The sequence below is a fragment of the Bradyrhizobium sp. FW305-F6 genome (assembly GCF_058782905.1).
In genome coordinates this window covers 170,142-183,006 of sequence record NZ_JBYSYD010000006.1, presented here as the reverse complement: position 1 = coordinate 183,006, position 12,865 = coordinate 170,142, and the positions used below count along the sequence as shown (strand labels likewise).

The 12,865-nt window shown below is 64.1% G+C and carries 13 protein-coding genes; 9 read left to right on the top strand and 4 right to left on the bottom strand.

Annotated features, from left to right (window positions below):
* On the bottom strand, positions 1-885 hold the full coding sequence (locus tag AC3WLX_RS31265; RefSeq protein ID WP_291620404.1) for an amidohydrolase family protein: 885 nt from the start codon (positions 883-885) through the stop codon (positions 1-3).
* A gap of 338 nt (positions 886-1,223) precedes the next feature.
* On the opposite strand from AC3WLX_RS31265, the gene ykgO reads away from it, so the two are divergent.
* From ykgO to AC3WLX_RS31250, 3 genes are all read left to right on the top strand, one after another.
* Positions 1,224-1,349 (top strand): type B 50S ribosomal protein L36, encoded by a 126-nt coding sequence (ykgO, locus tag AC3WLX_RS31260; protein ID WP_006611362.1) that lies wholly within the window; start codon positions 1,224-1,226, stop codon positions 1,347-1,349.
* Positions 1,350-1,477: 128 nt separating this feature from the next.
* Positions 1,478-2,110 (top strand): tetratricopeptide repeat protein, encoded by a 633-nt coding sequence (locus AC3WLX_RS31255; protein WP_492338823.1) that lies wholly within the window; start codon positions 1,478-1,480, stop codon positions 2,108-2,110.
* 115 nt (positions 2,111-2,225) lie between these two features.
* Entirely contained in the window at positions 2,226-2,486 is a 261-nt protein-coding gene (locus AC3WLX_RS31250; protein WP_492338822.1) for a hypothetical protein, read from the top strand.
* Here AC3WLX_RS31250 and AC3WLX_RS31245 read toward each other — a convergent pair.
* Entirely contained in the window at positions 2,483-2,665 is a 183-nt protein-coding gene (locus AC3WLX_RS31245) for a hypothetical protein (RefSeq protein ID WP_492338821.1), read from the bottom strand. The genes AC3WLX_RS31250 and AC3WLX_RS31245 overlap by 4 nt on opposite strands.
* Before the next feature lie 327 nt (positions 2,666-2,992).
* On the opposite strand from AC3WLX_RS31245, the gene AC3WLX_RS31240 reads away from it, so the two are divergent.
* A complete protein-coding gene (locus tag AC3WLX_RS31240; protein WP_492338820.1) occupies positions 2,993-3,949 on the top strand; it encodes an alpha/beta fold hydrolase in 957 nt (318 codons plus the stop codon).
* A 62-nt stretch (positions 3,950-4,011) separates the two neighbouring features.
* Here the strand turns inward: AC3WLX_RS31240 and cycA are convergent, their stop codons facing one another.
* Positions 4,012-4,407, bottom strand: coding sequence for a cytochrome c-550 CycA (cycA, locus tag AC3WLX_RS31235; RefSeq protein ID WP_291620410.1), 396 nt, complete (start codon positions 4,405-4,407; stop codon positions 4,012-4,014).
* A 228-nt stretch (positions 4,408-4,635) separates the two neighbouring features.
* On the opposite strand from cycA, the gene AC3WLX_RS31230 reads away from it, so the two are divergent.
* The 5 genes from AC3WLX_RS31230 (at position 4,636) to AC3WLX_RS31210 (ending at position 10,615) form a co-directional block, all read left to right on the top strand.
* Positions 4,636-6,129 (top strand): FAD-linked oxidase C-terminal domain-containing protein, encoded by a 1,494-nt coding sequence (locus tag AC3WLX_RS31230; RefSeq protein ID WP_291620412.1) that lies wholly within the window; start codon positions 4,636-4,638, stop codon positions 6,127-6,129.
* A gap of 50 nt (positions 6,130-6,179) precedes the next feature.
* Complete coding sequence (locus tag AC3WLX_RS31225; protein WP_492338819.1) at positions 6,180-7,418, top strand: FAD-binding protein; 1,239 nt, start codon at positions 6,180-6,182, stop codon at positions 7,416-7,418.
* Positions 7,415-8,737, top strand: coding sequence for a glycolate oxidase subunit GlcF (gene glcF / locus AC3WLX_RS31220; RefSeq protein WP_492338818.1), 1,323 nt, complete (start codon positions 7,415-7,417; stop codon positions 8,735-8,737). The genes AC3WLX_RS31225 and glcF overlap by 4 nt, the downstream gene beginning before the upstream one ends.
* 84 nt (positions 8,738-8,821) lie before the next feature.
* Positions 8,822-9,181, top strand: coding sequence for a histone (locus AC3WLX_RS31215; protein ID WP_492338817.1), 360 nt, complete (start codon positions 8,822-8,824; stop codon positions 9,179-9,181).
* 399 nt (positions 9,182-9,580) lie between these two features.
* Positions 9,581-10,615 (top strand): TorF family putative porin, encoded by a 1,035-nt coding sequence (locus AC3WLX_RS31210; RefSeq protein ID WP_291627824.1) that lies wholly within the window; start codon positions 9,581-9,583, stop codon positions 10,613-10,615.
* 231 nt (positions 10,616-10,846) lie between these two features.
* On the opposite strand, the gene AC3WLX_RS31205 is transcribed toward AC3WLX_RS31210, so the two are convergent.
* Entirely contained in the window at positions 10,847-12,607 is a 1,761-nt protein-coding gene (locus tag AC3WLX_RS31205) for an ABC transporter ATP-binding protein/permease (RefSeq protein ID WP_492338816.1), read from the bottom strand.
* Positions 12,608-12,865 lie beyond the last annotated feature (258 nt).

Genomic DNA, 12,865 nt, shown 5'->3' with positions numbered 1-12,865 from the left:
CTAGATCCCCAGCAGCTTCCGTGCGTTCGCCTTCAGCACCTTCGGCCTGATCTCGTCGCGAATCTCGATCTTGGCGAAATCCGACAGCCAGCGGTCCGGCGTGATCACCGGCCAGTCCGAGCCGAACAGCATCTTGTCCTGCAGAATCGAGTTGATGTAGCGCACCAGGATCGGCGGGAAATATTTCGGCGACCAGCCGGAGAGGTCGATATAGACGTTCGGCTTGTGGGTCGCGACCGACAGCGCCTCTTCCTGCCAGGGGAAGGAGGGATGGGCGAGGATGATCTTGAGGTCGGGGAAATCGGCCGCGACGTCGTCCATGTACATCGGGTTGGAATATTTCAGCCGCATGCCCATGCCGCCGGGCATGCCCGAGCCGACGCCGGTCTGGCCGGTGTGGAACAGCGCGATCGCGCCGCCATTGTTGATCTCTTCATAGAGCGGATAGGCCATGCGGTCGTTGGCGTAGAAGCCCTGCATGGTCGGGTGGAATTTGAAGCCGCGCACGCCGTATTCCTCGATCAGCCTGCGCGCCTCGCGGGCCCCCAGCTTGCCCTTGTGCGGGTCGATCGAGACGAAGGGGATGAGCACGTCGAGATGCTCGGAGGCGATCTCCAGCATCTCCTCGTTCTTGTAGCGACGGAAGCCGGTCTCGCGCTCGGCATCGACGGGGAAGATCACCGCGGCGATGTTCTTGGAGCGATAGTAGGCTGCGGTCTCCGGCACCGTCGGCGGATGCTTGTGCGGCGACTTGAAATACTCCGCCATCTGCGCCTGGAAATCGTCATAGCCGTCGTCGGGATGGGTGCCGCAGGGCTCCTCGGCATGGGTGTGGATGTCGATGGCGACGACTTTGTCGATATCAGGCAGCTTGAGCTTCGGCATGGGTGTCCTCCCGACGTGTTACCGAATTGATTATAGGATATAACGAATTTGGCAAGGCGCTGGTGGCGGCGATAGCGCAGTCGGCAAAAGTCCTTGGCCCGCTCGACCTCGGATCGGCCCAATCGGGCCGATCCGGCCGCTTCTACTGTGCATGGGGTTGTTTTCACGGTTTTGCGGGGCCGCGGGGCGGTTAACATTGACAGCCCCTCCCGCGATGCCCTAAGAACCGCCCCATCCCGGGCGGTCGATCCGCCGGCGGGAAGATCTCATTTTGCCACATTCGCGCGTGCCGAAACGGTAGTGCCGAACACGGCCTTTCGAACGTTCAGGATTCTGCCATGAAGGTCCGTAACTCGCTGAAATCGCTGCGCGGTCGCCATCGCGCCAACCGCCTGGTCCGCCGCAAGGGCCGGGTCTATGTGATCAACAAGGTGCAGCGCCGCTTCAAGGCGCGCCAGGGCTGATCTCCCAAGGCTGATCTCAGGGCGATCTCGCCCTCGCGGTCGCCCGCGCCCGCGCAAGACCACCGCTCACACGAGTTTGACGCCGCCTTTGCTTTGCAAGGGCGGCTTTACGCGTTTAGACTTTCACCATGGCAGTCAGATTCCCTTTCGCGCGCACCCTGTGTCTGGCCCTTCTTCTGGGAACCGTCGGCTTGGCTCCGGCCTCGGCGCAGCAGGTCGAGCCGCCCGGCAAGCAGAAGAAGCTCCCGGAGGCGCCGACCAAGCTGCCGAAGGTCGACCGCGGCAAGAACCTCGATTTCCTGTTCGGCGCGCTGAAGGCCGCGCCCGACGAGGCCAGCGCCAAGCATGTCGAGGCGCGGATCTGGGCGATCTGGCTGCAGACGCCGAGCGACACCGCCGGGCTTCTGATGTCGCGCGCCAAGTCCGCCGTCGATGCCAAGAAGATCGACGTCGCGATCAAGCTCTTGGATTCCGTCATCAAGCTCAGGCCCGATTACATCGAAGCCTGGAACCGGCGCGCCACGCTCTATTACATGCAGAGCGACTACGGCCGCTCCCTGTCGGACATCCAGCAGGTGCTGATGCGGGAGCCGCGCCATTTCGGGGCGCTCGCCGGCCTCGGCATGATCATGCAGGAGGTCGGCGACGAGAAGCGCGCGCTCGACGCCTATCGCAAGGCGCTCGCCGTCAACCCGCACCTGGAAAAGATCCCCGACCAGGTCAAGGCGCTGACCGAGAAGGTCGAAGGGCGCGACATCTAGCGGACAAATTGATTTTTTCCCGAGCGGTCAGGGACGTCGCGGATTAACCACGATCGGAACGGCGGCATCGCGCGGAGCCCGCGGCAGGCTTACCTGCTCGGCAGGAGCAAAAGCCATGAAGCGTTTGATCTTTGCAGCCGCGCTGCTGCTCGCGTCGGGGACGGTGAGCTTCGCCGAGGGACTGTTCTGGGTGATCGGCAACCGCGCCACCGGGAAATGCACCATCGTGACCCGCAATCCGGTCATCATCGGCGACATCTATTTCGGCGACGGTCCCTACAAGTCGATGGAAGATGCCAAGCTTGCCCGCTCGACGATTCGCGTCTGTCCGCCGCTCACGCCGGACGAGGAAAAGGACGAGGACGGGACGAACTAGTGCAGCACACTGCCGCCGCGCTCGACGAGGCCGCGGTGGGCGGCTGCGGCGTAAGCCTTTGCCAGCTCGGTCTCGAGATGCTCGTTGATCAGGAGCAGCGCTCGCACGGCGCCGCGGAGGTCGCCGTTGCAGCTCGCGACGATTTCGTCGATCGCAGTGTCGTTCGATCTGAAGCTCATCGAAAATCTCCGGTTCAAACCAGGACAATCCTGCCGGTCTTTCCCGCATCCCCTTGAAGTTGCGAGGAGGATCGGCGCCCACCCGCGCCTAGATGGCGGAACCGACCATGGCGATTATATGGAAGCCGCGATGACGAATGCATGAAGCCGTTCCGGCCCTCGCGTGCCTCTCCGACCGGCTTTGATTCCATTGAGTTTTTCCTGCTGCAATTATGCACATATCCACAGCCCCTGCATTTCCGGTGGAAGCGTGGGAGACCGGCGGCGAAACTGCCGCGCCATCAAACCCGTAACTTCCCAGTGCCCAGGATCACCCGGACTCTCTCCATGATCGTGATGTCAGTCGTGACGGTGCTGGTTCTGCTGGCGCTGGTCACGCAGGCGGGAATCGTTGCCGTGCAACGCGCCTATCCACCGCAGGGCCGCATGATCGAGGTCGACGGCGCGCGGCTTCATGTCGTCGACATCGGCCCGCGCGAGTCTGGTGTCCCGATCGTGATGCTGCACGGCGCCAGTTCCAATCTCGAAGCCATGCGCCGGCCGCTCGGCGATCTCCTCGCCAGGGAGCACCGCGTAATTCTGGTCGATCGTCCCGGCCACGGCTGGAGCACGCGCGCAAGCCGCCAGGATTCGACGCCGCAGATCCAGGCGCGGATGATCGATGAGGCGCTTGCAAAGCTCGGCGTCGATCGCGCCGTCTTCGTGGTGCATTCCTGGAGCGGCGCCCTCGGAGCGCGGATCGCGCTCGATCACCCGCACCGCGTGGCCGGCCTCGTCATGCTCGCGCCTGTCACGCATCCCTGGCGCGGCGGCGTCGGCCGCTACAACGAGATTATCGCCACCCCGGTGATCGGTCCGCTGCTCGCCTACACCATCACGTTGCCGCTCGGCTATTTCGTCACGGAGGCCGGGGCGCGAAACGTGTTCCTGCCGCAAACGATGCCGGACGGCTTCGTGCAGGACTCCGCAACGCCGCTCTTGCTTCGCCCGCGCGAGTTCATCGCGAACGCCTATGATCTGGTGACGTTGAAAGAGGCCGTGGCGGCGCAAGTCGCGCGCTATGGCGAGATCGAGGCGCCGGTGACGGTGATTGCCGGCGAGCCCGACAAGACGGTGAAAACCAGCATTCACGCGCGCCCGTTTGCCGCGACCGTGCCGAATGCAAAGCTGATCGTGCTGCCGGATCTCGGCCACATGGTGCAGAACGCCGTGCCTGATCTCGTGAAGGCGGAGATCGAGACGATGATCGGCAAAATCGTTCCGGCGCAGGCGGCCGCCGATTAGCGCGCTTTCGAGCGAAGCCGAGACCGGTTCGCGCGGAGCTCGAGCGGCCGCCTGTTGCGCGCTTACTGCTTGACCTTCCCGTCCTTGTCGTATTGAGCGATGAACGCCCAGAGATTGTTGATCTCGGTCTCGTTCTTGATGCCGGCGAACGCCATTTTGGTGCCGGGGATCTTGGCCTTGGGGTCCTTGATGTATTCCTTGAAGGTCGCCTCGTCCCAGGTGATGCCGGAATTCTTGTTCGCGTCCGTGTAATTGTAGCCCTCGGCAGTGCCCGATTTGCGGCCGTTGAGGCCGTTGAGCTCGGGGCCGACCTTGTTCTTGGCGCCTTCGCCGATCGCGTGGCAGGCCAGGCACTTGTTGAACGATGTCTTGCCGGCCGCGACATCCTGCGCCATCGCGGCGGGTGCGGTGGCAATTGCGGTGAGGATCGTCAGTGCGCCGAAAGTCAGTTTTGTCATAAGTGTGCTCTTCGTCTCTTCCCGGGTCAGATGGAGGGTCGTGGTTTTGTCAGGTCCGATGCAAGTGGACAAGCCGCGAAGCTTTGACAGGTTTCCAGATAACAGACTTGTCCCAGAGAGAACTTGCGCTGCAACAAAGCAATGCGACCTTCGGAGGACCTACCCAAAGACGGCAAGACATGATTGATTTGCCGAGACAATTCCATCCGTCGGACGAAGGTTCTTAAAATGGCCATCATGATGCCCGCAAGCGATCAGGCCGTGCTGGCGCGTCGCAGCGAAATCGTCGCCGCCCTGCGCGCCATCGTGCCTGGCGAGGGCGTGATCGATACGCCAGCCGAGATGCGGGCCTATGAATCCGACGGGCTCACCGCCTATCGGCAGCCTCCGATGGTTGTGGTGCTGCCCGATACGACCGAGCAGGTCTCGCTCGTCCTGAAATATTGTGCCGCGCACGGCATCAAGGTGGTGCCGCGCGGTTCCGGCACATCGCTGTCCGGTGGCGCGCTGCCGCTCGAGGACGGCGTGCTGCTCGGCCTCGGCAAGTTCAAGCGCATCCGCGAGATCGATTTCGACAACCGCGTCGTCGTCACCGAGCCGGGCGTCACCAATCTGGCGATCAGCCAGGCCGTCGCCCATGCCGGCTTCTACTACGCTCCCGATCCGTCCTCGCAGATCGCCTGCTCGATCGGCGGCAATGTCGCGGAGAACTCTGGCGGGGTGCATTGCCTGAAATACGGCATGACTACCAACAATGTGCTCGGGTGCGAGATCGTGCTGATGAGCGGCGAGATCCTGCGCATCGGCGGCAAATCGACAGAGAATTCCGGCTATGACCTCATGGGCGTCATCACCGGTTCCGAAGGCCTGCTCGGCGTCATCACCGAGATCACGGTGCGCATCCTGCAAAAGCCGGAGACGGCGCGCGCCCTGATGGTCGGCTTTGCAGAGGTCGAGGCCGCCGGCGAATGCGTGGCGCGCATCATCGGCGCCGGCATCATTCCGGGCGGCATGGAGATGATGGACAAGCCCGCGATCCACGCCGCGGAGGCCTTCGTTCATGCCGGCTATCCGCTTGATGTCGAGGCGCTGCTCATCATCGAGCTCGACGGCCCCAAGATCGAGGTCGACGAGCTGATCACGCGCGTCGAGGCAATCGCCAATGGCTGCGGCTCCACCACCTGCCAGATCTCGACGTCGGAGGCCGAGCGCAATCTGTTCTGGGCCGGCCGCAAGGCCGCGTTCCCTGCGGTGGGCCGGATCTCGCCCGACTATCTCTGCATGGACGGTACCATTCCGCGCGGCGCGCTGCCGAAGGCGCTGGCGCGCATCCGCGAGCTCTCGGAGAAATACCAGCTCGGCTGCGCTAACGTGTTCCACGCCGGCGACGGCAATCTGCACCCCCTCATCCTCTACGATGCCAACAAGCCCGGCGAGATTGAGCGCGCGGAGGCCTTCGGCGCCGACATCCTGCGCGCCTGCGTCGAATTCGGCGGCGTGCTCACCGGCGAGCACGGCGTCGGTATCGAGAAGCGCGACCTGATGCCGGAGATGTTTTCGGAGATCGACCTCAACCAGCAGCAGCGGCTGAAATGCGCCTTCGATTCGCAGGGGCTGCTCAATCCCGGAAAAGTGTTCCCCACCCTGCACCGCTGCGCCGAGCTCGGCCGCATGCATGTCCATGCCGGCAAGCTGGCGTTCCCGGATTTGCCGCGGTTCTAGCGGCAACGCCAGATTGCTTTCCGCTCTGAATTTGGATACCGCCTTTTCCCGTGGATACGCTCAAGGTCAGAGACGCCAAAGACGTTGAAGAAGTGGTGCGCGCGGCGATTGCGAGCGAGCAGCCGCTCGAGATCATCGGCCATGGCTCCAAGCGCAGCATTGGCCACGCCATGGCCACCAATGCGGTGCTCGACCTCTCCGCGCTGAATGCCGTCACGTCCTACGAGCCGAACGAACTCGTCATCACCCTCCAGGCCGGCGCGCCGCTGGGCGACGTGCTGTCCCTGATCGATGCCAAGAACCAGCAATTCGCCTTCGAGCCGATGGACACCGCGGCCCTGCTCGGCACGCCGGTATCAGGGACCATCGGCGGCATGATCGCGGCCGGGCTCGCCGGACCGCGGCGCATCCGTGCCGGCGGGGCGCGCGACCACCTGCTCGGCGCGCACGCCGTCTCCGGTTTCGGCGACAGCTTCAAGACCGGGGGCAGGGTGGTGAAGAACGTCACCGGCTACGACCTCTGCAAGCTGCTGGCGGGGTCCTGGGGCACGCTGTCGGTAATGACGGAGGTCACGCTGAAGGTGATGCCCAAGCCCGAGGCCGAGCGTACGCTGCTGCTGCGCGGGTTGGATGATGCCGCCGCAAACAAGGCCATGACCGCGGCGCTCGGTTCGCCCTTCGACGTCTCCGGTGCCGCGCATCTGCCGAAATCAGAGTTCCGGGCCAAGGCCGAGGGGCTCGGCGACATGGCCGGCCAAGGCGAGGCGCTGACGATGCTGCGGCTCGAGGGCATCACGGCCTCCGCCGCGCACCGCGCCAATTCGTTGCGCGAGTTGCTGGCGCCGTTTGGAGCTGCGATTCTGGTCGAGGACGCGGCCTCCGCGGCGCTGTGGGCCACGATCCGCGACGTGCTGCCGTTCGCGGCCGGCGGCGCGCTCAGCGCCTGGCCGGTGTGGCGGATCGTCTGTCCGCCGGCTTCTGGCGCGGCGCTCGGCTTCCAGCTGGCGCGCGAGACGGGGGGCGAATTGATCTACGATTGGGGCGGCGGATTGATCTGGGCCGCACTGCCGCCGAAGGACGATGCGCATGGCGCGGTCGTGCGCGCACGCGCGACTGCGGTCGGTGGACATGCCACGCTGATCCGGGCGAACGATGATGTCAGGCGTGCGGTCGACGTATTCCATCCGCAAGAGCCCGGCATTGCCGCGCTGAGCGAGAGGGTGCGGGCCAGCTTCGATCCCAAGGCCATTCTCAACCGCGGCCGCCTGAGCCGGGGCGCGACCGCATGAAGACCGAATTCTCACTCGCCCAGCTCGCCGACCCCGACATCGCGGAAGCCGACAAGATCCTGCGCGCCTGCGTCCATTGCGGCTTCTGCACTGCGACTTGCCCGACCTATGTGCTGCTTGGCGACGAGCTCGATAGCCCGCGCGGCCGCATCTACCTGATCAAGGAGATGCTGGAGAAGGACCAGGCGCCGACGGCCGAGGTGGTCAAGCACATCGACCGCTGCCTGTCCTGCCTCGCCTGCATGACGACCTGCCCCTCCGGCGTGAACTACATGCACCTCGTCGACCAGGCCCGGGTCCGGATCGAGCAGCGCTATCAGCGGCCCTTGGCCGAGCGGCTGCTGCGCCGGGTGCTGGCTTTCGTCCTGCCGGATCCGCAACGCTTCCGCATCAGCATGAGGCTGGCGCAGCTCGCCCGTCCGCTGGGCGTCTTGTTGCCCACGCCGCGGCCTTCGGCGACGCCCGGCCTGATCCAGCGCCTCAAGGCGATGCTGGCGCTGGCGCCGAGCCAATTGCCGCCCGCCGGGCCGGCCGCGGGCAGCGTGTTCGCGGCGCTCGGCAAGAAGCGCGCACGTGTGGCGCTGCTCCAGGGCTGTGCCCAGCAGGTGCTGGCGCCGCGCATCAACCAGGCCGCCATCAGTCTTCTGACCCGCCATGGCATCGAGGTCGTCCTGGTCCGGGACGAGCAGTGCTGCGGCGCGCTGACCCATCACCTCGGCAACGACCACGATGCGCTGGCGCGGGCTCGCGCCAACATCGCGGCGTGGCGGAAGGAAATGGCCGGCGAGGGGCTCGATGCCATCCTGGTGACGACCTCCGGCTGCGGCACGGTGATCAAGGACTACGGCTATCTCCTGCGCGAGGACACAGCGTTCGCGGCCGATGCGGCGAAGGTGTCGGCGCTCGCCAAGGACATCACCGAATACGTCGCCGGCCTCGAGCTCGCGACGCCGTCACGAGCGGACGGCATCGTCGTCGCCTATCACTCCGCGTGCTCGTTGCAGCACGGGCAGAAAATCACGGGCCTTCCGAAAGAATTGCTTTCCAAGAACGGATTCGTGGTGAAAGATGTACCCGAGAGCCATTTGTGTTGCGGCTCGGCGGGGACCTACAACATTCTCCAGCCCGAGCTTGCGGGCCGGTTGCGCGATCGCAAGGTCGCCAACATCGCGAGCCTCAAGCCGGACATGATTGCCGCGGGCAATATCGGCTGCATGGTGCAGATTGCCAGTGGCACGTCAGTTCCGGTCGTACATACGATTGAGCTTCTCGATTGGGCGACGGGCGGGGCGCGGCCGGCACTGAACGCGCAAGTTTGAGCTTGCAGAGCCTGAACTTTCCTCCCGGGGTGACGACTGCAGACGCCCGATCGACCATTGTTCGGCGGCAACAGGAGGACCACGATGGCGAAAGCGAAGAAGAAGAAAAGCAAGAAGGCCAAAAAGGCCAAGAAGGCCGTAGCGGCGAAGAAGACCGCGAAGAAGAAGGCCGCCAAGAAGGCGACGAAGAAGAAGGCCGTCAAGAAATCTGCCAAGAAGGCCGCGCCGAAGAAGGCTGCGAAGAAGACCGCAAAGAAGGCGGCGGCCAGGAAGGCTGCACCGAAGAAGGCCGCGAAGAAGGCGGCACCGAAGAAAGCGAAGGCAGCGACTGCTTCGAAGCCGTCAGCCCCGGCGCAGGCCCCGGCCCCCGAGCCTGCCGCCGAGACCAGCTGGGCGATGCCTTCGTCTTCTGCGGAATCGGTGCCGGCCGAGGGACAGGGGTAGCAACCCGGCCTCTATCCCCTTGCAAGGGCCAGTCACCAGAAGGGCCGCGGCGCGAGTGCTGCGGCCTTTTTGCATCGCCGTAAGCCCGGCTTGATCGCCACCAGCCCGGCGCAGCCTGATTCGTAACCCAGGTGTCACGCTCCCCGACGATCCCCGGACTTACACGGGGCTGCCGTGCACTTTGGAATGCAAATAATGTGATCGAGAAGCAACACAGGCGGACAACCTTTCGTGAATTGGTCAAAACGCCTAAAAAGTCGGCAGATGCCCGCGCTTTTTGCTTCACGGTTTCTATCCGCCAATACAGATTGTCGCAGTAATGAATTTGCAATCAGGTCGAGCGCCCCGGGGGGCTTCCGGGATCCGACTGGGGTTTAAGAACTGGTGATGGGGATCGAAATGAAAAAAGTGGCATTGTTGGCAACGGCGCTGGCATTGGTGACGACGGGTTCGGCTTTCGCGGCAGACTTGCGTGTCAAGGCGCTGAAGGCCCCGCCGCCGCCGGCCTTCGATCCGTGGGATATCGCTTTCGGCGCCGGCATCACCAACGATTACATCTTCCGCGGTATTACCCAGTCGAACCACAACCCGTCGGTCACGGCCTATTTCGAGCCGCGCTACAACGTCACCAAGGACCTCCAGCTCTATGTCGGTACCGCCGCCGCGAGCATCTCGTTCCCGAACCGCGCTGCGGCCGAGGTCGACATCTACGGCGGTATCCGGCCGACCTTCGGCATGTTCGCCTTCGACTTCGGTGTCTGGGGCTACCTCTATCCGGGCGGAAGCTGCTTCGGCTCGCAGGGCACCCTCGCGCAGGGCAATTGCGGTACTTCGCTGGATAACTCCCAGGGCGCCATCGGCCTTCCGATCAACGGCAACTTCGCCAAGAAGGACGCGAGCTTCTTCGAAGCCTACGCCAAGCTGAACATCGCCATCAACGACCAGTGGTCGGTCGGCTTCAACGAGTACTATTCGCCGAACTTCCTGAACCTCGGCGCCTGGGGCAACTACGCCTCGGTCACGGCCAAGTGGACTGCACCGAGCACGACCTTCGGCGCCAGCGGCGTCGGCATGTATGTGTCGGGCGAGTTCGGCCGCCAGTGGCTCGGCACCTCCGACATCTTCTACGGCATCGCAGGCGATCCGCGGTACGCGAACGGCATCAAGGAGCCGAGCTACAACACCTGGAACGTCGGCGTCGGCTTCACCTACAAGGTGTTTACGCTCGATCTGCGCTACTACGACACCGATCTGTCGAAGGGTGATTGCAACGCCTTCACCAGCGACTTCTCCGCCACCAACTCCAGCCCTGCCTTCGTCACCCCGATCAACGGTGGCGCGAACGCAGCCACGGCTTTCGGCTCCAACTGGTGTAGCGCTGCTGGCGTCGCCAAGCTCTCTGTCGACCTGACGGCGATGACCAACCTGAAGTAAGCTTCGCATCGAGCGAACTTAGCGAGGGCGGCAGGGCAACCTGCCGCCCTTCTGCTTTGTGGGCGACTTGCGTTGACGGCCGCTCGAGATGCCGTCAGGCCGGGCCTGTCCCGGCGAACAACATAGCCGCACAAAGAACGTGGATGCCCGGACCTTCGCCTCGCCGAAGCGGCTTAGGCCGCGCAGGCGGGACAAGCCCGGGCATGACGACGTGGCAGCCGGAGCGGCGTCTCAGCCCGCCGCACTCGGCTCCTTCTCGGCCGGCGCTGCGCCGCCGAGAACGTGGATCGGACCGTCCTTCACCAGCGCCACCTTGCGGGTGTGGAAGGCGTCGAGCGTCGAGCGGTGGCCGATCGAGACGATGGTGGCCTGCGGCAGCTTCTCGGCCAGGAGCCGATAAAGCTGGGCCTCCGACGGCTCGTCCAGCGAGGCAGTGGCCTCGTCCAGGAAAAGATAGTCCGGCATGTGCAACAGTGCGCGGGCGAGCCCGAGCCGCTGCTGCTCGCCGAGCGACAGCGTCCGGTTCCAGTGGCCGTCCTCCTCAAGCCGCCCGGCGAGGTCGGGAAGTCCCACTGCAATCAATGCCTCTCTGATTTTCTCGGGCGCTATGGCGCCGTGTTCGGCCGGATAGATGACGGCATCGCCGAGCGGGCCGACCGGGAAATAAGGACGCTGCGGCAGCATCATCAGCTTGGCTTGTTCGGGGATGGCGATCCTGCCGGTGCCGAACGGCCAGATGCCGGCGACGGCACGAAACAGCGTGGATTTGCCCGAGCCGGATGGCCCGGTCACCAGCACCCGCTCCGACGGTTCGATCGTAAAGGCATGTGACGCGACCAGCGGCTTGCCGTTGGGCAGCTTCACCAGCAGTTGCTCGAACGCGACGGCGTTGCTGCCGCCGGATGACGCGATGCCGATGGTCGGCTCGTGCGCGGCAATGTTGGCGGCCGAACTGACCGCCATCTCGAAGCCGTCGAGACGGGCAACCACCGCGCGCCATTCGGCCAGGGAGCGGTAGGCGGACACGAAGAAGGACAAGGCCTTCTGCACGCTGCCGAAGGCGGACCCGGTCTGCACCATCCCTCCAAGTTGAATCTTACCCGCAAAGTAGGCAGGCGCGGTGAGTATGAAGGGGAAGATGACGGCGGCTTGGGAATAGCTCGCCGTGAAGGCCGTCAGACGCTTGGTCCGGCTCATGATCGCGTACCAGTTGCCGACGACGAAACCATAGCGATGCAGGAGTCGTTGGCGCTCGGCGCCTTCGCCCTTGAGCAGCGCGATCTGTTCGGAGTTCTCGCGCACGCGGACGAGGTTGAAGCGGAAGTCGGCCTCGTAGCGCTGCTGCTCGAAATTGAGGTTGACCAGAGGAGAGCCGATCCAGTGCGTGAGCGCGGTGCCAAAGATCGCGTAGACGAGCGCTGCCCACACCAGATAGCCGGGAATGGCAAAGTCGATGCCGGAAATATGCAGCGGTGCCGCGTTCGACAGGCCCCACAGGATGATCACGAACGAGAACAGCGTGACGATCGAGGAAAGCAGCCCGATGCCGATATTGAGAGTCTGCTCGACGAAACTCCGGACGTCGTCGGTGATGCGCTGGTCCGGGTTGTCGGCCGCATCGCCCTTGAGCTGCATCTGGTAGTGGGTCGCGCTATTCAGCCATTCGCCCAGATAGTGACGCGTCAGCCATTGTCGCCAGCGAATCTGGAGCCACTGATTGAGATAGAGTTGGTAGACGGAGAGCGCCACGCTGGCGCTTGCGAGCAGTGTGAAGACGCCGAGTTCCCGGACGAAGCCGTTCCAGTCGCGCTCCTGGAGGTCGTTGTAGAAGCGGCTGTACCACTGGTTCACCAGCACGTCGATGGCGACCAGCAGCAGTTCGATCACGATCACCGCGGCAAGCAGGCCGCGGCCGGCCCATTTGTCCTCCGATCGAAAATAAGGGATGGCGATTCGCCAGACGATCGCGAGCGTGGCGCGGATGTTGTTCACAGAGCTGGGTCTCCTCAGGGGATGTGCACAATGCCCAGAGCCAAATAGCTGAGCCGATGGGGGAAATGGAGGCGCTTAGACTAAAGTCGGAAATTCTATAATTTGCGTTGGATTGTCGCAGCAACCCTAGCATGGTGCCTGCGGCGCTGGGTCGAGTCCCACGGGATTTCGCGAGCTTGTGAGCGGATGGAACCGCCGCATGCGCGAGGCCTCGCGTCAAATTCGGGATTTGTCGCTTGCGACATCAAGCAGGACCGG